Source organism: Streptomyces sp. NPDC005483 (genome assembly GCF_040606035.1).
Lineage (GTDB): Bacteria > Actinomycetota > Actinomycetes > Streptomycetales > Streptomycetaceae > Streptomyces.
In genome coordinates this window covers 270,049-289,807 of sequence record NZ_JBEXEA010000003.1, presented here as the reverse complement: position 1 = coordinate 289,807, position 19,759 = coordinate 270,049, and the positions used below count along the sequence as shown (strand labels likewise).

The window sequence follows — 19,759 nt, the reverse complement described above, 5'->3', positions numbered from 1 at the left end:
GTACGTCCGGGTCACCAGCGTCCACGCGGCGCGCGGCCCGATCCATGTGCTGATTGACCATGGATCAACCGGACATGACATAAACCACCGGGCACCATCTGAAGATACAACCCGAAGTCGATGAGGCCGACAACATCGTGTGACACGATGTTGTTCCTGGCAATATGGTTGCCGGGCACCTCACGTGAGGTACGGCTGCTCGTCCCACGGCAGTCGACCCATCTCCGATCGACGAAGGGCACCCCCATGCCTGCCATCCTGATCCACGGCGTCCCCGATACCCACCACGTGTGGGACGACGTACGTCGGCACCTCTCCCGGACCGACGTGGAAGCCTGGGACCTGCCCGGGTTCGCCGCCGCCCGGCCGGACGACTTCGGATCCACCAAGGAGGAGTACGTCCGTTGGCTCATCGACCGCCTGGAGCGGATCGGTGAGCCGGTCGACCTGGTCGGTCACGACTGGGGCTGCATATTCACTGCCCGTGTCGCGTCCCTCCGACCCGATCTCGTGCGTACCTGGGCCGGGGGCAACGGTCCGATCAGCTCCGACTACGTATGGCATCCGCTTGCCGTGACATGGCAGGACCCGGTCGAAGGTGACCGCTTCATGAACGAGCTGCAAGCTGAGTCCTTCGCCGACGACTTGGTAAAGGGCTTCGATGTCCCCGTCGAACCGGCCAAGGAGATGGTCAGCCGCGTGGACGGGGGGATGAAGGACAGCATCCTCAAGCTCTACCGCTCCGCCGTGACCATGGGGGCGGAATGGGAACCGGCACTGGCGAACGTGTCCGCGCCGTCTCTCGTGTTCTGGGGAACGCTCGACCCCGCCTGCCAAATCGAGTTCGGTGAGAGGCTCGGCGCGTCCCTGCGCGCCTCCAAGGTCGCCAAGCTCGATTGCAACCACTGGCCGGTGCTCGAGCGGCCGGCAGAGGTCGCCGCACTCCTGGAGGCTCATTGGGCGGCCTTCCCCAACGGCTGACGCGTACGGGGAGGGGACCGCCCATGGCGCCTGGAGCGGAGGGAGCAGGCTCATCCCCTCGACGCCGCACGGGGATCTTCCACTGGCCTGACCCGCGCCCGAGCACAGCGTTCAACGTGAGTGTCGTGCCCGGCGAGGACGCCCTGTCTGACGCGTTCGGCCAGTCGGGCGCGGGTCGCTTCTCAGCCGCTTCGCGAGCAGAGTGCCAGGATCGTCAAGGGCGACATGTCGTAGAGCCGTCCAGCCACGTGAGACACACGTCGTCGGAGTCGGCGACGCTGTGCCGGAGGCCGTCGCCCGGTTCAGCCCGCTTCTGAGCCTCGGCCGAGGCCGCCGAACGGCGTAGGTGTCGTAAGGCCGCGGAGACGGCCTCGATACGCGCGTCCACCGCATCGAGGGCCTCTCGGAGCACACGCTCGTGGGCTTCCAGCAGGGTGGCTTCTGCCGCCAGCGTGGCGCCGATCGTGGCATGGCCCGAGCCGGGGTCAGTGTTTCGCGGCATCTTCTGTCTTCCTCTGGATGGAGCCGGGGGTCCGGCAAGTTCCGACTGATGCGGGGGCGTGGAGACTGCGGGGCGCGGCTGCGCCGGTTGACGCGCCGACATGGATCTGGGGCGCCGGCCACACTCGCTCCCTTCCTCGCTGAGGGGCTTCCCAGGCCGCCGACGCAGGCCCTCACAGCTCATGACCGAGTAGCTGGGGAGGCTGTGACGGGTACATCAGCTGCCGGGTGCCGACCCCTGATTCAGTGGGAGCCGGGTGGGGGCATGGCCGAGAAGCTCGTAATGGCGGAACCCGGCTGTTCCTCGCGGTATGGCTGACGCATCATCGGTCACGTGACCATGGCCGACGGGGCAGTCATACGCGACTAGCCCCGGTGCGGCGCGGAGGGGCCCACCCCTACGTGCTCTCGCACGTAGGGCTCTGCGGTCACCGTTCGGCGCCCGTCCATGTCCGCACCGAGCCCCGCCTGGTCGGAACGGCGGACGCCCCGTGCTCTGCGGAGGGGCGATGCGGGCGCGGGGAGTCGCCGCGGATCCACAACAGACGGCACATTCGGTGGTCGGAAATGCCGTGATGGGAACGGCAGTTCCCGAGTGCTCTCGTCACCTCATGCGGTGTCCCCGGAGACGGAAGACAGGAACTCGACCACTGCGGTGGTGAATTCTTCGGGGCTCTCGATATGGCCCAGATGCCCTGTCCGACGAAGGACGGCGAGCTGTGACCCGGGTACCGTCTCGTGGATCATCCTGGCCCAGTGCGGCCCACAGATGAAGTCGTCGTCTCCGACCAGTACCAACGTGGGGACGGTGAGGGCGGACAGTTCTTCTCGTACGTCGAACGCGGGGCCCTCGCCCCAGGACGGTGCCGCGTACATGCGCAGGGCTTGGCGCCCCGGGGCGAAATCGTCCTCGCGGCCCCAGTAGTCGTGGAAGTAGGCCGGAGCGATCATACGCAGCACCGCCGTCGCGCCTTCGTCGTCGAACCGGTCGGGTCGGCTGGTCAGCCCGGCGACGTAACTGGCCACCTCGGGGTGCTCGGAGACGTGGTGACGGGCGAAGTGCTCCAAGTTGGCAACCGCGGTCCGCCAGAAGTCGTCACCGGTCACCGGAGAAGTGTCGTACAGGATCAGCGAGGCCACGCGGTCCGGGTGATCAAGAGCGTAGCGTTGGGCCACGAACCCACCGTGGGAATGGCCGAGCACCATGACTTTCGGAAGCGCCAGATGCTCGATCACCGCGTGCAGAAAGTGTGTGTATGTGGACAGGTTGTAGCCACGGGGATCGGCCAGCCGGCCGGACGCACCCGTGCCGACGGGTTCCAGGTACACCATCGTCATGCTCCGCTCCAGTTCGGGCATGCGCAGATATTCCCAGCCGATGCCCGGCCCCCCAGGGTGAACAAGACATACGGGGCCGGTGCCGGCAACGTGATAGCGCTGGTCCACGACAGAGGTTCCGTGCCGTACGGAGATGGTGTGAGTGGCGGGAGAGAGAGGCGAGTCCGGGTCAACGGCTGGGCGAGGAAGGGCCGTCGGCCCCTGTGCGGCGTTCACATCTCCGAGATGCTGCAGCACCCGGGCACCCAGTGCAATACGTTGTGCCCCGCATCACACACTGTCTCGCCAGGTATGCACACTGTGTGGCTGCACGGAGGCCCGGAGCCGGTCTCGTCGGCGCTAGGACACAGCGAAGTGGAACACGTCCGCGTACAGCCGCAGTTCCTCTTCGAGGCACGTCATGAGCGTTGACTGTCGCCGAAAACCGTGGCCCTCGCCTTCGAAAGTACGGTACTTGTACGGTACCCCGTGCCGGGACAGAGCACCGGTGAAGACTTTCGCCTGGGAGGGCGGGCACACGACGTCGTCCAGTCCTTGGAAGACCAGCAGCGGTACGCCTATCCGGTCCGCTTGATGGATCGGGGACTGGGCACGGTAGAGGCCCGCGCACTCTTTCGGACCGACCAGTGAGTCCAGGTAGTGCGACTCGAAGTCGTGTGTCCCTCCCTCGGACAGAGCGAGGAGATCCAGAACGGGACAGTAAAGCGTGGCACAGGCGTACAGGTGGCGATCGTATGCCGCGACCGACACCGCCGCGGTGAAACCGCCCGCGCTGACGCCCCGGATCGCCACTCGCCCCGCGGCGGCAGTGCCCTCGGCGATCAACTCCTGTGCGACCACGGCACAGTCCTTGACGTCGACCACGCCCCACTGCTCGCGCAGCCTCTCGCGGTAGGCGCGTCCGAATCCCGGCGTACCACCGTAGTTGACCTCCGCCACGGTGATGCCCCGAGAGGTGAAGTAGGCGATCTCCGGATTGAGAGCGAGAGGAGCCCTCAGACCGGGCCCACCGTGCACCCAGATCACCAACGGGGACAGTTCCCCGGACGGGCCCGAGAAGGCGGCGTTGCGCGGGGAATGAACCTGCGCGTGAATGGCATGTCCCGCACGGCCCTTGAACACCCGAGGGACGGGTACCGGCAGGTACTCGGTGTCCACCGCCATCCTGGGCGTACGACTTATGGCCCGGGCGGCCAGGGAGTCCGCGTCCACCTCCATCACCTCGTAGGGAGTGAAGCGTCCCGCCGCGACCCCGAGGATGCGGTTCCCGACGGCATCGATATGGGGCAGCCACTCGTCCTTCGGTCCGGGCACGTCGACGTACTGCCCGCGTGCGGGGTCCAGGACGGCGAGCCGCTGGCCTCCCACGCCATGGAGGACGGCGAGACGTCCGTCGGCAAGCGGCCGGAACCACCGGAGCCCCAGGCGTTGCAGACCGGCGAACTCCTCCTCGGCCCGGTGCAGCGGACGCTTGTCACCCGTGTCCGGGTCCACCTCGTACAGGTTCCACCACCCGGTGCCCTCACAAGCCACGATCAACGTGCCGGCGGAAGACCACTCGGCCTGCGCCACCGGGTCGCCCGGCCCTCCGGTCAGCGTCCTCCCAGGCCGCAAGGAGCCGTCGTCGGTCACTTCGGCCATACACAATTCAGCCGCGTCCCACGGCATGTAGGGGTGGTTCCAGGCGAGCCACACGGCACGTCGTCCGTCGGGCGAGAGGTGTGCCACCCCGCTTCGGAACAAGGGAAGGAGTCATGATCGAGTCGATGCCCGGTCAACTGCAGCCGATGCCGACCGACTGGCAGCGTGCCCTCGCGGTGGTGGCCCATCCCGACGACCTCGAATACGGCTGCGCGGCCGCCGTCGCCGCCTGGACCGATAGCGGCCGCGAGGTGTCCTATCTCCTGGCCACTCGTGGCGAGGCCGGCATCGACACGATCGCTCCGACCGAGTGCGGACCGCTGCGGGAACGGGAGCAGCGTGCCAGTGCGGCGGTGGTCGGCGCGTCAGCCGTGGAGTTTCTCGACCATCGCGACGGCGTGATCGAATACGGCCCTCCCGCTGCGCCGCGACATCGCTGCGGCCATGCGCCGCCACCGGCCCGAACTGGTGATCACGCTCAACCATCGCACGACCTGGAGTTCCGGCGCCTGGAACACCCCGGACCACGTGGCCGTAGCGCACGCCGCTCTCGACGCGGCAGCGGATGCCGGCAATCGCTGGATCTTTCCCGAACTGACCGAGGCGGGTCTTCAGCCCTGGAACGGGGTCCGATGGGTGGCCGTGGCCAATTCCCCGAACCCCACGCACGCGGTGCGTGCTGATCACGGTCTGGAGCGTGCGGTGCTGTCGCTCCGCGAGCACCGCACGTACCTCGAGGCATTGACCGACGAGGACCCCGAATCGTATGCACGACGATTCCTGACCGAGAGCACCAGCGCCCTGAGCCCACGTTTCGGTGGGGTGCCGGCTGTTGTCTTCGAACTGTTCAGCCGGTGAGGCGCGGGCTGCCGGGTCATTGATCTCTGCCGCGTGCTGGGGACAGGTTGACACTTGCCATGCAGTGATAGTGTGGAAACCACTGTTGTGTTCCGAGCGGATCGTGTGACTGCGGCCGTCCGAGACGTCGAGCAGAGTCCCTTGAGACCGGCATGGAAGAGAATCGGCAATGACGACACTGCATCTCACTCTGCTCGGCGCGGTCCGCGAACTCGCGGCCGCGGAGCTGCCTGCCGTCGTCTCCATCCACAAGGGCCGTTCTTTGCGCCGCTTCGCGCTGGAGCTCCATGTGCCGGACGAACGGCACGAGGAACTGGACGCCGACCTCCAGGCGGCCTCCACGGCCGATGGACCGCACATTCAGGGGACGGACGCGACCTGGCGCGTGTCGGAGGGCTGGACCGCGGTCTCCCAAGGACGCAGACCCGAGATCTACATCTACAAGGCGGAGATCCAGGAGGTGGAGGAGCTCCACGTCTCCGCTCTCGAGATCGAAGGACTCACGCTCGTTCCGATCAGGTACAGAGAGGACGTCAGCGAGGAGACGATCACGGCGACGTTCGTCACCGAGGTGTCCGACGAAAACGATGAGCGGCTGCAGGAGCTTCTCAGGAAGCCGTATGAGTTCTTCGACGTCATCCGCCGAGGCATCAGTGACGAACCTCTGCGTATGCGCTTCGGGCGCCGCGTGTGGCAGCGGGCCGGGGAAGGAGCCCGCCGTCACAACCTGGTGCTGATCGCCGATGAGGACACGTCACAAGCGGCGCGCGATCCTCTCGCTCTGGTGAACCAACCGCAACTCGACCGGACCATGGAGAAGGCGTGCGCGAACACCGACGCGCTGGCCCTGCTACTGGAAGAGCTGCGATTCAAAGGTGTCCTGGACAAGGACGCCTTTGACGCGATCAAGCATGCCGCTACCGCGCATCCGTTGACTCACCAGGAGAAACGCGAGTTGTCCCGGACCGATCGTCTGGACGACTACTGGCGTTGATGACACATCTGCCTCGGCCGGCGGCTGGAAGGGAAGCCCCCATGACCGGAGACGTCGCGGAACCGGTGCCTCAGATGGTTCTGTCCCCGCTGACCAGTGCGGCGATCTTTCTCGTCGTGACGATCGACAACGGCGGCGAGACCACCGTCCGTGAGCTGCTGTCGGACATCGGCTCGCTGGAACGGGCCGTGGGATTCCGTGCCCAGCCCGACGGCAGACTGAGTTGCGTCACCGGCATCGGTTCGCACGCCTGGGACCGCCTGTTCTCCGGGACGCGTCCGGCCCGGCTCCATCCCTTCCGGGAAGTGAACGGCCCGGTGCACCGAGCCGTCGCCACCCCGGGCGACCTGCTCTTCCACATCCGCGCCTCCCGTCTGGACCTGTGCTTCGCGCTTGCCACGGAGATCATGAGCCGACTGCGCCAGGCAGTGACAGTCCAGGACGAGGCGCACGGATTCAAGTACTTCGACGAACGCGACCTGCTCGGCTTCGTCGACGGAACGGAGAATCCGACGGGCCCCGCGGCGCACGCGGCGGTGGTCGTCGGCGACGAGGATCCGTCCTTCTCGGGCGGGAGTTACGTCGTCGTGCAGAAGTACCTGCACGACCTCGACGCGTGGGAGGAACTGTCCGTCGAGGCGCAGGAGAGAGCGATCGGCCGACGGAAGCTGTCCGACGTGGAGCTCGCCGACAACGTCAAACCCGCGGATTCACACGTCGCCCTCACCAGCCTCACCGACGCAGACGGCAGAGACCTCGAGATCCTCCGCGACAACATGCCCTTCGGCGCCGTGGGCCGTGCGGAGTTCGGCACGTATTTCATCGGCTACGCCCGCACCCCCGAGGTGACGGAGACGATGCTGGAGCGGATGTTCCTGGGCACGGAGTCGGCGCCGTACGACCGCATACTGGACTTCTCCGTCCCGGTGACAGGTTCCATGTTCTTCGCGCCGGCAGCGGACTTCCTGGAGGACCTTCCCGAGCCGCCGACTGCTGGGAATTGACGACGACACCGTTTTTCTCCGTCCGTGAAAGTGATGACGACAGTGGATTTCAAACTGGAAGTTGTGGTTCTGCCCGTCTCCGACGTCGACCGGGCCAGAGCGTTCTACGAGGCGGTGGGGTTCCGCCTGGATGCCGATCACGTCACCGATGACACCTACCGGGTGGTGCACATGACTCCCCCCGGCTCGCCGTGCTCGATTCTCTTCGGCGTCGGGGTCACCACTGCCCCGCCCGGTTCGGCGCAGGGGCTCCACCTCGTCGTTTCCGACATCGAGAAGGCCCACGAAGAGCTCCTCGGCAGGGGTGTGGAGATGGGTGGGATCTTCCACGACACGAGCGAGCTGTTCCACCGCTGCACGGGTGAGAGGCGGGTCAGCGGTCCTGATCCGCAACGTCGCAGCTATTGCTCGTATGCGGAATTCAGCGACCCGGACGGCAACGGATGGGTGCTTCAGGAGGCAACGAACTGAACCCGGCCGTTCTGCTCCTGGTGCCGGCTGTCGGAGACCGAGCCGGCGCGGGTTCGGCCCGCGCCTGCTCAGGTGCCCGGCGATCCAGCTCGGCTCGGGAACAGCCGGGCGCGCATCCCCTCGTGGGCGCCGGTCGGGGACGAAAGCGGGGGGACCCGTCAGCTCGCCTGCCGTGCCACGACGACCCGGGCTGATTGCTCCGTCTGTGTGCTCGGTCCGTCAGTGGTGGTGCGTCGCCGAGTGAGACTCGTTGTCGTCGGGCCCGGACGCCGTGTGGCGCAGCCTCTGGAGGGTCTTCGAGATCGACTCGATGCGTGCGTCCACCGTGTGGATGGCCTCTCGGAGCTGGCTCAGCCGCCCCTCGAGCAGGGCGGCCTCTGCCGCCAGCGACGCGGTGGCGGCGGCGGGATCGACTTGCCGGTCGGTCCCTCGGAGCATCTTCCCGTCCTCCCTCGGTTCGTGCCGGAGCTCTGTCGGCGGGCTCACAGCGATCGCCCGAGTGCGTCGACTGACCTGGGTCCCTGCCATGCTGCCTCCTCCTCGCTGCGGGGCTCGGGTGGATGCCACCGCAAGCTGCTGACACCCGATTGACCGGGCAGCGGGAGGAGCTGTGACAGGTGCCGGCGATCGGCCGCGTCCCTACGAAGGACGCGGCCGTAGTGCGGCGCGCGCTGGGTTACTGGAACGTGCACCCGGGGTTGGGGGCGTCCACGGCGAACGGGGCGCCGTGCGGCAGCACGTAGAGGACTTCCAGGACGACGTCCGTCGTTCCGCGGTTCTGGCCCAGGTGCACGTGGTCCGCGCCCGACGGTTCCTTCAGGGAGCTGCCCTTGTCGTAGACGCCGTCGGATGCGCACGTGGCATCGAAGTGGTTCAGCGTTCCCTGCTTGACGTATGCGTACAGGGTGCCGTCGTGGTAGTGCCAGCCCGTTCCCTGGCCGGGCGGAATGGTGACCTCTCGGAGGATGTAGTCCCGGTCCACGACGGTCTTCTGGGCAAGGACCTTGCCGGTCACGCCGGGACCTCCGGGAGTCGCCTGGGCGACCCCGGAGGTGAGGGAAAGCGCGGTGCACGCTGCACCGACAGCTGCTGCACGCAGCATATTGCGCATGATGATGCCTTTCGGGGCGCAAGGATGTGCTGACCGCACAGGGGGCGAACCAGTGAAGTTCATCCAGGCCCACCAGATCGCGAAGAACACGAGTGCATAGCCGAGGAGGCCGTGACCAGGACGGCCCGAAGTGATCTCGTGCTCGAACGACGAGGCCGCCTGGGCGACGGCGGCGACGAAACACAGGTCGAAGAACAACTCCAGCGCGGTGGCGGTGCGGTGTTCCTCACCGGCATGGCGGGCGAGCATCGGCCGGTGCCAGGCACGGAGGGCAGCGAGGACTTAAGAACTGTCACCCTCGACGACCTCACCGCCTTCACGCAGCCGCGTCCTGGTCGATCCGTACCGCCGAGATGTCCAGGGCCAGAGTCACCTTGTCACTGACGAGCACGCCTCCTGCCTCCAGAGTCGTGTTCCAGGTGAGCCCCCAGTCCGAACGGCGCAGGGTGGCCCTGCCCTCGAAGCCGACCCGGAGCTGTCCGTCGACGTCGTCGGCGGCTCCACCGAAGACGAGATCGATGTCCAGCGGCAGCTCGACGTCCTTGATGCGCAAGCTGCCGGTGAGACGGAACTCGTCGTCGCCGCGCTGGACGATTTCCGTGGAGCGGAAGGCCATCAGGGGAAACGTCGCGGAGTCGAAGAACTCGGGTCCTCTCAGATGCGCGTCGCGTTCCTGGATCCCCGTGTCGATGCTGTCGGTCTGGACACTCATGTAGGCCGTCGACCGGGAGGGGTCGGAGCCGTCCAGCAGGAGGAGGCCCTCGAAACGGTCGAACCTGCCGCGAATGTTGGAGATCATGGCGTGCCGGACGGAGAATCCGACCGTCGTGTGGGCCGGATCGATGGTGTAGGCACCGGTGACTGCCGCGTAAGTGCCGGATCCGGGAGAAGTGGTTCGCTCTCGTCCTGTGAGCATGGTGAATGGCTTTCTCTACGGTTACTGCGGTGACAAGGCGCGCGCGTCTGGGGCGGGAAGCCGCGTGGTCTCCCGCTGTGCGTTACTCGACGAGCTTTCCGTCGGTGGAGACGTCCTCCATGAGTGAGGTGATCTCCTTCGGGATGGAGGGGATGCTTTCGTGGGTGATTCCCGTGGTAGGGGACCACACGAGGTTGACGCGGAGGGCGGGATCCATGACGGGGTAGTCGCTGCGGTTGTGGCAGCCGCGGGTTTCCCGGCGTTCGAGCGCCGCTTCGAGGGTGGCGCGGGCCGCCAGGGCGGCCGATTTGAGGTCGAAGGCATGCGCGAGGTCCTGGAACCCGGCGATGTCGGGGTGGACGCCGACGTTCTCCATACGCTTCTCGATGGTGTCCAGTTCCGCCAAACCGGTGCGCAGGCCCTCTTCGTCGCGGACGACGCCCGCGTGTTCGGTCATGGTGTTGCGGATGGCGCGCTGCAGGGCGCGGACGTTCTCGGGTCCGTCGGCGGCGAGGAGTTCGTCGACCTCGCCACGGGCCTGAGCGATGGCTGCCGCGGAGCGGGGCTGGGCGGTGAGTGACTCGGAGTAGGTGGCAGCGGCCTGGCCGGTGATGCGGCCATAGACGAGAAGCTCGATGAGACTGTTGCCACCGAGACGGTTGGCGCCGTGCAGGCCGCTCGACGCCTCGCCGATGGCGTACAGGCCGCGGACGTCCGTGCTGTGGTCCTCGGGACGGACCCAGACACCGCCCATCGAGTAGTGCGCCGTGGGGGCGACCTCGATGGGCTCGCGCGTGATGTCGAGCATCTGGAGGTCCAGAAGCGTCTGGTAGACCCGGGGAAGTCGGTTCATGATCGTCTGCCGGGGTAGGTGGGAGACGTCGAGCCACACGCCGCCGTTGGGAGTGCCGCGTCCTTCCTTGATCTCGGTGTAGGAGGCGAGGGCCACGCGGTCGCGGGTGGACAGTTCCATGCGCTGTGGGTCGTAGCGGGTCATGAAGCGCTCGCCGAGGGCGTTGCGCAGGATGCCGCCCTCGCCGCGGGCGGCCTCGCTGACGAGGGTGCCCGCGGCGTTCTCCGGCTCGATGATTCCGGACGGGTGGAACTGGACCAACTCGGGGTCGCGCAGCCGGGCACCGGCCTCGACGGCCAGGCGGAAGGAGTCGCCGGTGTTTTCGTCACGGCGCGAAGAAGTGCGTCGCCAGATGCGGGTGTGGCCACCGGCCGCGAGGATCACGGCGTCGGCGTGGATGAGGTAACGCTGTCCGTTGGTGAGGTCGAAGCCGTAAGCACCGAAGACGGCACCGTCGTGCACGAGGAGGCGGGTGATGTAGACGCTGTCGAGCATGGGTATGTTCAGCTGGCTCGCGCGCCGGATAAGGGTGCGCTGGATCTCCAGGCCCGTGTAGTCGCCGGCGAAGGCGGTCCTGCGGAACTTGTGCGCGCCGAAGAAGCGCTGCGAGATACGGCCGTCCTCCTCCCTGGCGAAGGCCATGCCGTAGCGCTCCAGGTCGTCGATGCCCAGGGCGGCGCCCCGGGTGACGATCTCGGCGGTGCGGGGATCGCCGAGCAGGTAGCTCTCCTTGAGGGTGTCGGCGGCGTGCTGCTGCCAGCTGTCCTCGGGGTCCATCGTGGCCAGGGCCGCGTTGATCCCACCGGCAGCCAGGGATGTGTGGGTGTCCTCTTTGGGGCGTTTGCCGACGGCCATGACATCGACACCGGCCTCGGCCAGCTCGATCGACGCCCTGAGGCCGGCCCCGCCGGTACCGATCACCAGCACCATGGTGGAAAGACGTTGTTCGGTGATAGCCACGATTGCTCCCATCGCTCCGGGTGGTCACTGACTAGGACCGGGTCCGGCGGTGGTTTGTGACACCGTGAGCGCAGCCTCAGCGCTTGACACGCGGTTACTCATGCGTGTGAGGACGGTGAGCGCGCGTTGGGGAAGCAGGAGGCTGAGCGACGCCTCGTTGGTCATCGTCAGCAGGGCAGAGAGACGGCGTCCGGTGTCAGAAGAGCCTCCAGGGACGCGATGTCCCCGGTACGCGCCGCCGAGACGAAGGTGCTGAGAAGCTGCCGGTGCTCGACCGCGTCCACGGTCTCCTGGTGGTCTGCCGACAGGTGCTTGCGGGCCCGGCTCACGATTTTGCGCACGTTGACGACCGTGAACCCGAGCATCTCCGCGATGTCGGCGTAGGTGTAGTCGAATGCCTCACGCAGCACGTAGGCGGCCCGCTCGGTGGGATTGAGTTTGCCCAGCACGAGGAGCAGAGCCAGTTCGAGGGCCTCTGCCCGCTGCGCGCCCACCTCCGGGTCGTTGCTCGTGTCTATGGGCTCGGGTAGCCACGGACCGATGTAGGTCTCACGCCGCACACGGGCGGACTGGGCCACGTTGATGGCCAGCCGGGTCGTTGCCTTGGACAGGAACGCGACGGGACTCACCACCGCCGAACGGTCTGTCCTCTGCCAGCGCAGCCACACCTCCTGGACCACGTCCTCGGACTCCACCGCGCTTCCCAGCAAGCGGTACGCGATACCGAAAAGACGCGGACGGAGCTCCACGAAGACAGAAACGGCCTCGTCCATCGTGCTCGTAGTGGAGGGCCTGTCAAGATGCATGATCCTCTGTCTCCGTTCCTCTCAGGACCCGTGATGTCGATGGCGCACTCGTTGGTTCACCGTGTGACGGTCCGCCCGTAGGCGCCTGGACACGGTGCTTTGGTGCACGCACAGGGGTGGGCCGGCCGCCACAGTGTCCGGTGTCACCACAAGGCGGGCACCAGGTCGATCGCGTCTTCTCTTCGACCGTGCGCACCCTCATTCCGTTACAGGTCTGCCATGGTCGTTGCCTCCGGCGAGCATCACACTGTCATCTTCGACAGAGTGGTCACACTGTGGCGATACTCTGAGGCCCTGTTGCGAAAGTGCGGGTCGCGGCGCGAAGTCGTGATGAGCCAACCGGGACAAGTGTCTGAGCCGATCAGCCATGATCAGGGCTGGAAGCGTCGGCTGGGGGAGTTCGGTTGAGCAGGACTGTGCCAGTGATCTCCGGTGAAGCGGTGTTCTGGGCCTATGACGTGGCGCTCGGGGTTCTCTTTATCGAGGCGGCGCGCGTTGGTGCGGGGATGCCGGCGGATCTGTGGCCCTCGGGTTGGCCGGAGTTGGAGCAGGGGCTCCGCACCCAGGCCTTGGGGGGCAGCAGTTCCGCTGTCCTGCTTGACGACTTCGCTGTCGAGCAGCGGGAGGTACTCCTGAGTTGCATTCTGGAGGCGGCACGCCGGATCGAGCCCCGCGGCGGCGTGAGCCGGGAGAAAGTTTCGACCTGGCCCGATTTGGAGGAGAGTGCGACCAGATTCCTGCGCGGTGCAGAACACATCGCTGCTGCTCCGCTTGTTGAGCTGGCGCAGGCTCTGGTCGATCCGGCAGCCGGCACGCTCTCCCCAGCTCCAGCTGAGCGCTATTGGTACTACGGAACCCCAAAGGGCGGATCGTGCAGGGCGGACAGGGCTGCTGAGACGTTGCGTCATAGCCACTCGTTGATCGCTGCGACGGGCACGGTCGCTTCGTAGCGGACCGCCGGCTTGTCGTACCTCGTGGCTACGGACCTGTGACGGTTCAGCCGGTTGATCCCGCACTCCACCGCGTGACGCTCCTTGTACTCATCCTTGTCGAACTTCGGTGGACGCCCACCGCGGGAACTGAGTTGCCTGCGGTTGCGGACCTGGTCGGTCTTCTCTGGGACGGTGCATCGGATCCCGCGTCTGCGCAGGTGGGCGCGGTTCGCGCGGGAGCCGTAGGCCTCGTCAGCCCTTACCTTGTCCGGCCGGTGTACCTGGACCTGCAGATGCTCGACACCACCCGCGAACCGATCGAGATCGCGCCCGCCGCGCACTACTCGACGGGCGGGGCGGTGGATGCGCCCGGAGGACCACAGCACGGACGTCCGCGGCCTGTACGCCATCGGCGAGGCGTCGAGCGGCCTGCGCGGCGCCAACCGTCTCGGCGGCAACAGCCTCATCGAACTGCTTGTCCTCGGCCGCCTCACCGGCCGGGCGGCGCCGCCTATTCGGAGTCCCTGACCGCGCAGCCGTGGTCGGCGTCGGCCATCGCGGAGGCCCGGGAGGAGATCGACGATCTCCTCGCCGCCGACGGGCCGGAGAACGTTCGTGCTCTGCAGCGCGCCATCCGCAACACCATGACCGAGCACGCGGGCGTCGTCCGCGATGGAGACGGCCTGCGTGAGGGACTGGCGGAACTCGCGGCGATCGAGAAGAGGATGCAGTATGTAGGCATCCGCCCGGAATCGCCGGCTATCAGGACCTCGCGCACGCTTTCGACCTCAAGTCCGCCGCGCTGGCGGCCCGGCCACCCTCGAAGCGGCACTGGAGCGCCGGGAGACGCGTGGCTGTCACAACCGCAGCGACTGTCCCGACATGGATCCTGCTCTGCAGGTCAACCTCGTGTGGTCCTCGACGACCGGCGTCACCCGCGAGAGCGTTCCGGCCGTCCCCGAAGAGATTTCCGCCCTGATGGAGGAAGTCTCGACCACGGGCAAACTCGTCGAATAAGAGGTGTCACAAACAGAACCGGTGGCCGGTCTCTACTGGTAGAGGCATCAGGGAAAATCGAAAGGAATTCCGTCATGAAGGTCGTAGTGATCGGTGGGACCGGGCTCATCGGCTCGAAGGTGGTTGCCGGGCTTGGCGAGCACGGGCACGAGGCGGTCGCGGCGTCCCCCAACACCGGCGTCAACACGCTGACGGGTGAGGGCCTTGCCGAGGTCCTGCAGGGTGCGTCGGTGGTGGTCGACGTGTCGAACTCGCCCTCGTTCGAAGACGAGGCCGTCATGGAGTTCTTCCGCACCTCGACGACCAATCTGCTGAAGGCGGAGACCCAGGCCGGCGTGGCGCATCACGTGGCGCTGTCGGTGGTCGGCACCGACCGGCTCCAGGGGAGCGGGTACTTCCGCGCCAAGCAGGTCCAGGAAGACCTGATCAAGGCGTCCGGCAACCCCTACTCCATCGTCCACGCCACCCAGTTCTTCGAGTTCGCGAAGGGACTCGCCGACGGTGTCACCGAGGGTGACACCGTGCACCTCCCCGACGCCAAGATCCAGCCCATCGTCTCCGACGACGTGGCCGTGGCCGTCGCCCGCACCGCGGTCGGCGCACCGGTGGGAGGAGTGGTGGAGGTCGCCGGTCCCGAGGCGTTCCAGCTGGAGGAGTTCATCCGCATGGGACTGACCGCCCAGAACGACCCCCGCAAGATCGTCACGGATCCGCAGGCGACGTACTGGGGCGCCCCGCTGCAGGAGAACACCCTCCTGCCCGGCCCGGACGCGCACATCGCGGAGACCCGATTCGCCGACTGGCTGTCACGGCAGAAGTAATTTCTCGAGTTGGCCCTCACCGAAAGGAGAGGGCCACCGATGTCCTTCGCCAACGGGCCGACTTCATTCCTCCGGGAGGGCGGCTCGCGCTGCTCGAACGCAAAGTCATGGAGCCACCCACGATGTCCCTGATCCATGAGGACCGCGTCGACCTCGCTGCCACATTCGAGTCGCTGACCGCCGAAGCCGCCGAGCTTCGTGACCGGGTCACGGAACTGCGCCAGGAACTCGCGGCCCTCGGCGAGCGCATGATCGTCATTTCAACCGCTCTGAACCGGCATACGCCTTGCCCCTGACCTCCTCGTCCGGGCCAAGAGGCGTTGCGGCAGGAGGCGACGGCGCGTGGGGTACGCGTCGTCCACGTCGAGCCTGGATCGGCCGCGAGAGGCTGAGCCCGAGGAAAATCGCCGACGAGGTCCGGTACGCCGTCACCCGGCCCGGGCACGTCTGCGTCGACGACACTCCGCCCGCCCGGAGGCCCGCTGACACCTGCCGCAGCGGTCACCGCCGACCGCCCGCATCACTCGACAGCACCCTCACCAGGTGCCCGAGGTCACCCGTCTGGGCCGCCGAGGGGAACGCCTGAACAAGACGCCGGCGCGCGACGCAGTCGACCTGCTGCCTGCGGCGGTCCCCGTTGAGACGCCACTGGGCGCGGGCAACCTGCTGCCTCGTGTCGACGACGCTGAGATGCAGGGAGGTGCCCGTGACCGGGTTGTTCGCGGAGGACTCCCGAAAACTTCTCGCCTCGGTCGTCACCGGCATGCTCGACCGGGGGGTGCGTGATCGCATCGTCGCTGAGACCCGCGGCAACCCATTCGCCCTGCTCGAACTGCCCCACGCGCTTGGACCTGACCGGCGACTTCGGGCGCACCGGGGCCTATGTCGAACCGGCTGGAGCAGGACTTCCTCCGCCGCGTCCAGGCGCTGCCAGCCGAGACGCAGCGCCTGCTGTTCCTCGCCGCTGCCGAGCGGGTCGGCGACGTGACGCTGCTCAGGCGTGCAGCCGAGCGGCTGGGAATCGCCGTGGACGCGGCCGCGGCGGACGCCGAGGCGGCGGGATTGATCACCCTCGGCGCCAGGGCGCGCTTCCGTCACCCGCTGGTGCGTTCGGCGGCCTATCGTGCGGCAGGCCCGGACGACCTGCGCGAGGTGCACAGGGCCCTGGCGGACGTGACCGACGTGGGCTTTCCGACGCAGCGCAGCCATACCTCCTGGACCACGTCCTCGGCCTCGACCGTGCTGCCGAGTATGCGGTAGTCAATCCCGAAGAGCTGCCCGCCTCCGTTGCTACGGTCCATCCGCTGCAGGGACCGCCACCGACGGGAACGTGTGACAGAAACGGACGATGCTTTTTCACGGGTCTGCAAAATCCCACTGTTCGAGACACTGAGATGACCTGCCTGACACTCGAACCACTGCATATGATGTCGACAAGGGTTGAGGAGGGGAGAACTCATGGTCTCCGCGAGCCGTATGGCACACAGCATCGAGGTCACCGCCGAGGGGCTCCAGGAGGAAATGGCCCGGCTGCATTTCCAGAAGCAGGCGCTGGAAAGGGAGTTGGTGGCGATCGTGGCACATCTCGGCTCCGTACAGCGGGCCCTCGGCGCTCTTGAGAGCGCGCTGGTCGCTCCGCGCGCCGCTGACCAGGTGGACGCGCACGGCCAGCAGTACGGCAAGCTCACCGAGCAGATCGTGGCGTACTTCGCCGAGGTCGGTGACGCGGAGGTGCGAGCCCGTGAGGTCGCGGCGGCGCTCGGCCGTGACGACGACAGCGGAAGCATCAACGCGGTCCGCAGCACACTCGATCGCCTCGTCGCCTCCTCCCGCATTGAGCGGGCCGGCCGGGGCCTGTATCGCACCGGGCGTTCCTAGCGCTCGGCGGTCACCGCGACGAGCCAAGGATCACTACGACGCAGGCGATGATCGTCAGGGTGATCAGCACCATTCCGGTGAGTGTTCCCCGCAGCCATTGCCGGATCCTGACGTGGTGCTGCGCCTCCATCGCGCCGACGCGTTCGGCGATGTGATCGGTCACCATGCGGGCTACCTGTTTCTGCTCGTCGACGTACCACTGCTCGATGTCCCGCTTCTGCTCGGGGGTGAGCCCCTCCACGCGCGCGGTGAATGCCGCCACGCGGCGGTACGTCGCTCCCCTGTGAGCCTCCCGGTACAAGAAGGCCTCGATGTCGGGCAGGCCGCGGGCGGCCTCTTCGCGTGCGGACACGGCGTACCCCCAATGAAAACGAGAACCCCACATGGTCATGGTGCGCTGCCTTCCTTCGCACGGCCGACGCTCGGGTCCTGCGGCTGCCCACCCGTGACGAAGGCGTCCCGCGGACGCTGGACGGAGGCGAGAGACACGAGATCCCGGCCTGTCAGGGCCGCGGTGAGCCAGACCGCCAGAACGCGGATCTTGCGTTCCCAGCTGGGCACCGCGAGCACGTGATAACCCCGGTGCATCAGCCACGCCGGGAATCCCCTGATGACGATGCCCCTGTACTGGAAGATGCCCCGCCCCAGCCCCAGCGTCGCCACCACGCCCAGGCTGCCGTGCCGGTAGTTCCGGACTCGCCGACCGCGCAGGTCGGCCACGAGGTTCCTGGCGAGACGTCTGCCCTGTCGCACGGCGTGCTGGGCGTTCGGCACCGTGCGCGCGCCCGGCACCGGCGAGGCCAGGTCGGGGATGGACGCGTCGTCGCCGGCGGCCCACACGTTCGGCACGGGCTCGGCGTCCGTGCCCACGCGTAGATCGGCGCGGGCCAGCAGCAGACCGCGCTCGTCGAGGGGCAGGTCCGTGTGGTTGTGCACGACCGGGTTCGCGGCGTTGCCGGCGGCCCAGACGATCAGCTCGGAGTCGTACTCCGCTCCGTCGGAGAGGACGACGTGGCCGTCCTCGGCGGACAGCAGTTGCGTGTTGAGATGGACATGTGCGCCGCGGCGTTCCAGGTGGCGTACCACCCAGGCACCCGGCCGGTCGCTCACCTCGGGCAGGATGCGGCCCCGGGCCTCGACCAGGTTGAAGGACAGGTCGTCGATGCTCAGTTCCGGATAGGACCTGAGCATCGCGGTCGCCAGTGACAGCAGTTCACCGAAGCCCTCGACGCCGGAGAACCCGCCTCCCACGAACGTGACGGTGAGCAGCTTTTGCCGCTCGGGGCCTGGCGGCAGCGACGCGGCCTGGTCGAACGCGGTCATCAGCCGGTCACGGATCGCCACGGCCTCCTCCACGTGCTTGAGGCCGATGGCCTGCTGCGCGAGTCCGGGAATGGGGAAGGTGCGGGTCACCGCGCCGGCGGTGACCACGAGGATGTCATACCGAAGCTCGTAGGCGTCGCCGCGCACCGGGCGGACGGTCACCGTACGGTCCGCGTTGCTGATCCCGGTCACGGTGCCAGAGATCAGCCGGGTGCCCCGCAGGTGCCGCCGCAGTGACACGACGGCGTGACGTGCCTCCACCGAACCGGCCGCCACCTCGGGCAGGAAGGGCTGATAGGTCATGTACGGGCGCGGGTCGACGACCGTGACCCGCGCCTCGCTCGAACGCAGCTTCTTCTGCAGACCCCAGGCGGTGTAGAAGCCCGCGTATCCGCCGCCGACAATCAGAATCTCTCGCATGACTTCCTCTGCTTCTTGTCCGTCACCATGTAGACCGCTCAGGCCGGGCCGGTGTGACATGCGACGACGGCTCAGGCCGTGGCGGTGTGTACCTGCTCGGCGTTCTCGCCTGTGTCCGTTTCACCCGCGGCCTCGGCGTTCACCGCTTTGTGGATCTCGACGGCGAGCCGGTGGACGAGTTCCGTGAGCGGCGTGTTGTGCCGCCATGTGGATGTGGACGAACCACATCGATCCGGTGAACCGGGTGATCCAGTCGGCGATCCGCAACTGGACGTCCTCGGCGCGCTCCTGCCGCACCTCGAGATGGGCGGGGTGCCTGTGCGCCGGGGACGCTCGTCCCTGTACGGCGTCGGTCCGTCCGGCTCGGATGGCCCTTATCGAAGTGACTCACCGGGGCCGCTCAGGAGCTGGTGGACGGCTCCGTCCATGTCCAGGTGGCACTCCTCGGTACCGGGGGGCACCACCGCGAGGGTTCGCTGTAGAAAGCTCCCGAGGGCTCGCGCCGAGGCGGTCACCACGACCGCCTCCTGCTTCGGACACGGGCACAGTGCGATGTGTACACGGTCCGCCCCCGGGTCCCGGCAGGGCCAGACCTGGACGTCACCGACGCCGGTGAGCTTCACCAGCCCGTCCAGGAGGAGATCGCGACCGATCACCCAGCACACGGTCGTGTCTGCGCACATGTGGAACGTCAGGGACACCGCGTAGGGATCGGCTCTGTCGTAGGACAGATCAAGCATCACCGGCCGGTCAACTCCTTCGGCGACGACCAGACGGACAAGCATCCGGCACACCACCGGCGTACAACTGTCGGGTTCTCTCATCACATCACCGCTCGGTAGATCTTGGGATCACGGGAGATTCGGAGGGCACACGGTGTGATGCGTCCAGCGCCGCTCATGTGATTCAGGGACATCACGATTCTGCGAGGCCC

General features: G+C 67.2%; 20 protein-coding genes and 5 pseudogenes. 10 read left to right on the top strand and 15 right to left on the bottom strand.

Annotated features, from left to right (window positions below; genetic code table 11):
• Positions 1 to 246: 246 nt before the first annotated feature.
• Positions 247 to 981 carry an alpha/beta hydrolase gene (locus ABZT06_RS07415; protein WP_355736223.1) on the top strand — a complete coding sequence of 245 codons (735 nt, stop codon included), beginning with the start codon at positions 247 to 249 and terminating at the stop codon, positions 979 to 981.
• A 214-nt stretch (positions 982 to 1,195) separates the two neighbouring features.
• On the opposite strand, the gene ABZT06_RS07410 is transcribed toward ABZT06_RS07415, so the two are convergent.
• From ABZT06_RS07410 to ABZT06_RS07400, 3 genes are all read right to left on the bottom strand, one after another.
• Positions 1,196 to 1,483 (bottom strand): hypothetical protein, encoded by a 288-nt coding sequence (locus ABZT06_RS07410; protein ID WP_355736220.1) that lies wholly within the window; start codon positions 1,481 to 1,483, stop codon positions 1,196 to 1,198.
• 608 nt (positions 1,484 to 2,091) lie between these two features.
• Positions 2,092 to 2,928 (bottom strand): alpha/beta hydrolase, encoded by an 837-nt coding sequence (locus tag ABZT06_RS07405; protein ID WP_355736217.1) that lies wholly within the window; start codon positions 2,926 to 2,928, stop codon positions 2,092 to 2,094.
• A gap of 231 nt (positions 2,929 to 3,159) precedes the next feature.
• The gene (locus ABZT06_RS07400; protein ID WP_355736215.1) at positions 3,160 to 4,461 is read right to left on the bottom strand and encodes a prolyl oligopeptidase family serine peptidase; all 1,302 of its coding nucleotides are present in this window, start codon (positions 4,459 to 4,461) and stop codon (positions 3,160 to 3,162) included.
• 125 nt (positions 4,462 to 4,586) lie between these two features.
• Between ABZT06_RS07400 and ABZT06_RS07395 the strand changes: the two are divergent.
• The 4 genes and pseudogenes from ABZT06_RS07395 (at position 4,587) to ABZT06_RS07380 (ending at position 7,788) form a co-directional block, all read left to right on the top strand.
• Positions 4,587 to 5,319 (top strand): annotated as a pseudogene (locus ABZT06_RS07395) (PIG-L deacetylase family protein).
• 169 nt (positions 5,320 to 5,488) lie between these two features.
• Positions 5,489 to 6,313, top strand: coding sequence for a hypothetical protein (locus tag ABZT06_RS07390; RefSeq protein ID WP_355736212.1), 825 nt, complete (start codon positions 5,489 to 5,491; stop codon positions 6,311 to 6,313).
• 41 nt (positions 6,314 to 6,354) lie between these two features.
• On the top strand, positions 6,355 to 7,317 hold the full coding sequence (locus ABZT06_RS07385; RefSeq protein WP_355736210.1) for a Dyp-type peroxidase: 963 nt from the start codon (positions 6,355 to 6,357) through the stop codon (positions 7,315 to 7,317).
• Between the two features lie 42 nt (positions 7,318 to 7,359).
• The gene (locus tag ABZT06_RS07380; protein WP_355737044.1) at positions 7,360 to 7,788 is read left to right on the top strand and encodes a VOC family protein; all 429 of its coding nucleotides are present in this window, start codon (positions 7,360 to 7,362) and stop codon (positions 7,786 to 7,788) included.
• Between the two features lie 219 nt (positions 7,789 to 8,007).
• On the opposite strand, the gene ABZT06_RS07375 is transcribed toward ABZT06_RS07380, so the two are convergent.
• From ABZT06_RS07375 to ABZT06_RS07350, 6 genes and pseudogenes are all read right to left on the bottom strand, one after another.
• Positions 8,008 to 8,226, bottom strand: coding sequence for a hypothetical protein (locus tag ABZT06_RS07375; protein WP_355736207.1), 219 nt, complete (start codon positions 8,224 to 8,226; stop codon positions 8,008 to 8,010).
• A 238-nt stretch (positions 8,227 to 8,464) separates the two neighbouring features.
• Complete coding sequence (locus ABZT06_RS07370; protein ID WP_355737041.1) at positions 8,465 to 8,899, bottom strand: cupin domain-containing protein; 435 nt, start codon at positions 8,897 to 8,899, stop codon at positions 8,465 to 8,467.
• 51 nt (positions 8,900 to 8,950) lie between these two features.
• Positions 8,951 to 9,148: pseudogene (locus ABZT06_RS07365) on the bottom strand (low temperature requirement protein A); the annotation flags it as partial.
• 67 nt (positions 9,149 to 9,215) lie between these two features.
• The gene (locus tag ABZT06_RS07360) at positions 9,216 to 9,815 is read right to left on the bottom strand and encodes a YceI family protein (RefSeq protein ID WP_355736205.1); all 600 of its coding nucleotides are present in this window, start codon (positions 9,813 to 9,815) and stop codon (positions 9,216 to 9,218) included.
• Positions 9,816 to 9,897: 82 nt separating this feature from the next.
• Complete coding sequence (locus tag ABZT06_RS07355; RefSeq protein ID WP_355737035.1) at positions 9,898 to 11,598, bottom strand: FAD-binding protein; 1,701 nt, start codon at positions 11,596 to 11,598, stop codon at positions 9,898 to 9,900.
• 206 nt (positions 11,599 to 11,804) lie between these two features.
• Positions 11,805 to 12,434, bottom strand: a pseudogene (locus tag ABZT06_RS07350) (sigma-70 family RNA polymerase sigma factor); the annotation flags it as partial.
• 422 nt (positions 12,435 to 12,856) lie between these two features.
• Between ABZT06_RS07350 and ABZT06_RS07345 the strand changes: the two are divergent.
• Positions 12,857 to 13,384: a hypothetical protein gene (locus ABZT06_RS07345; protein WP_355736202.1), complete on the top strand. Its 528-nt coding sequence runs from the start codon at positions 12,857 to 12,859 to the stop codon at positions 13,382 to 13,384.
• Here the strand turns inward: ABZT06_RS07345 and ABZT06_RS07340 are convergent.
• Entirely contained in the window at positions 13,339 to 13,707 is a 369-nt protein-coding gene (locus ABZT06_RS07340) for a transposase (protein WP_355736200.1), read from the bottom strand. The two genes, ABZT06_RS07345 and ABZT06_RS07340, sit on opposite strands and share 46 nt — an antisense overlap.
• Between ABZT06_RS07340 and ABZT06_RS07335 the strand changes: the two are divergent.
• From ABZT06_RS07335 to ABZT06_RS07325, 3 genes and pseudogenes are all read left to right on the top strand, one after another.
• A pseudogene (locus ABZT06_RS07335) lies at positions 13,648 to 14,383 on the top strand (FAD-binding protein); the annotation flags it as partial. The gene ABZT06_RS07340 and the pseudogene ABZT06_RS07335 overlap by 60 nt on opposite strands.
• A gap of 74 nt (positions 14,384 to 14,457) precedes the next feature.
• Positions 14,458 to 15,204: an SDR family oxidoreductase gene (locus ABZT06_RS07330; protein ID WP_355736197.1), complete on the top strand. Its 747-nt coding sequence runs from the start codon at positions 14,458 to 14,460 to the stop codon at positions 15,202 to 15,204.
• 122 nt (positions 15,205 to 15,326) lie between these two features.
• Positions 15,327 to 15,500 (top strand): hypothetical protein, encoded by a 174-nt coding sequence (locus ABZT06_RS07325; protein ID WP_355736195.1) that lies wholly within the window; start codon positions 15,327 to 15,329, stop codon positions 15,498 to 15,500.
• A gap of 205 nt (positions 15,501 to 15,705) precedes the next feature.
• On the opposite strand, the gene ABZT06_RS07320 is transcribed toward ABZT06_RS07325, so the two are convergent.
• Together ABZT06_RS07320 and ABZT06_RS07315 are read right to left on the bottom strand one after the other, a co-directional pair.
• Complete coding sequence (locus ABZT06_RS07320; RefSeq protein ID WP_355736192.1) at positions 15,706 to 15,969, bottom strand: hypothetical protein; 264 nt, start codon at positions 15,967 to 15,969, stop codon at positions 15,706 to 15,708.
• Positions 15,970 to 16,403: 434 nt separating this feature from the next.
• Positions 16,404 to 16,505: pseudogene (locus tag ABZT06_RS07315) on the bottom strand (sigma factor); the annotation flags it as partial.
• A 157-nt stretch (positions 16,506 to 16,662) separates the two neighbouring features.
• On the opposite strand from ABZT06_RS07315, the gene ABZT06_RS07310 reads away from it, so the two are divergent.
• A complete protein-coding gene (locus ABZT06_RS07310; protein ID WP_355736189.1) occupies positions 16,663 to 17,082 on the top strand; it encodes a hypothetical protein in 420 nt (139 codons plus the stop codon).
• Positions 17,083 to 17,092: 10 nt separating this feature from the next.
• On the opposite strand, the gene ABZT06_RS07305 is transcribed toward ABZT06_RS07310, so the two are convergent.
• From ABZT06_RS07305 to ABZT06_RS07295, 3 genes are all read right to left on the bottom strand, one after another.
• Positions 17,093 to 17,434 (bottom strand): hypothetical protein, encoded by a 342-nt coding sequence (locus tag ABZT06_RS07305; RefSeq protein WP_355736187.1) that lies wholly within the window; start codon positions 17,432 to 17,434, stop codon positions 17,093 to 17,095.
• 35 nt (positions 17,435 to 17,469) lie between these two features.
• Complete coding sequence (locus ABZT06_RS07300) at positions 17,470 to 18,825, bottom strand: NAD(P)/FAD-dependent oxidoreductase (protein ID WP_355736185.1); 1,356 nt, start codon at positions 18,823 to 18,825, stop codon at positions 17,470 to 17,472.
• 374 nt (positions 18,826 to 19,199) lie between these two features.
• The gene (locus tag ABZT06_RS07295) at positions 19,200 to 19,610 is read right to left on the bottom strand and encodes an SsgA family sporulation/cell division regulator (RefSeq protein WP_355736182.1); all 411 of its coding nucleotides are present in this window, start codon (positions 19,608 to 19,610) and stop codon (positions 19,200 to 19,202) included.
• Positions 19,611 to 19,759 lie beyond the last annotated feature (149 nt).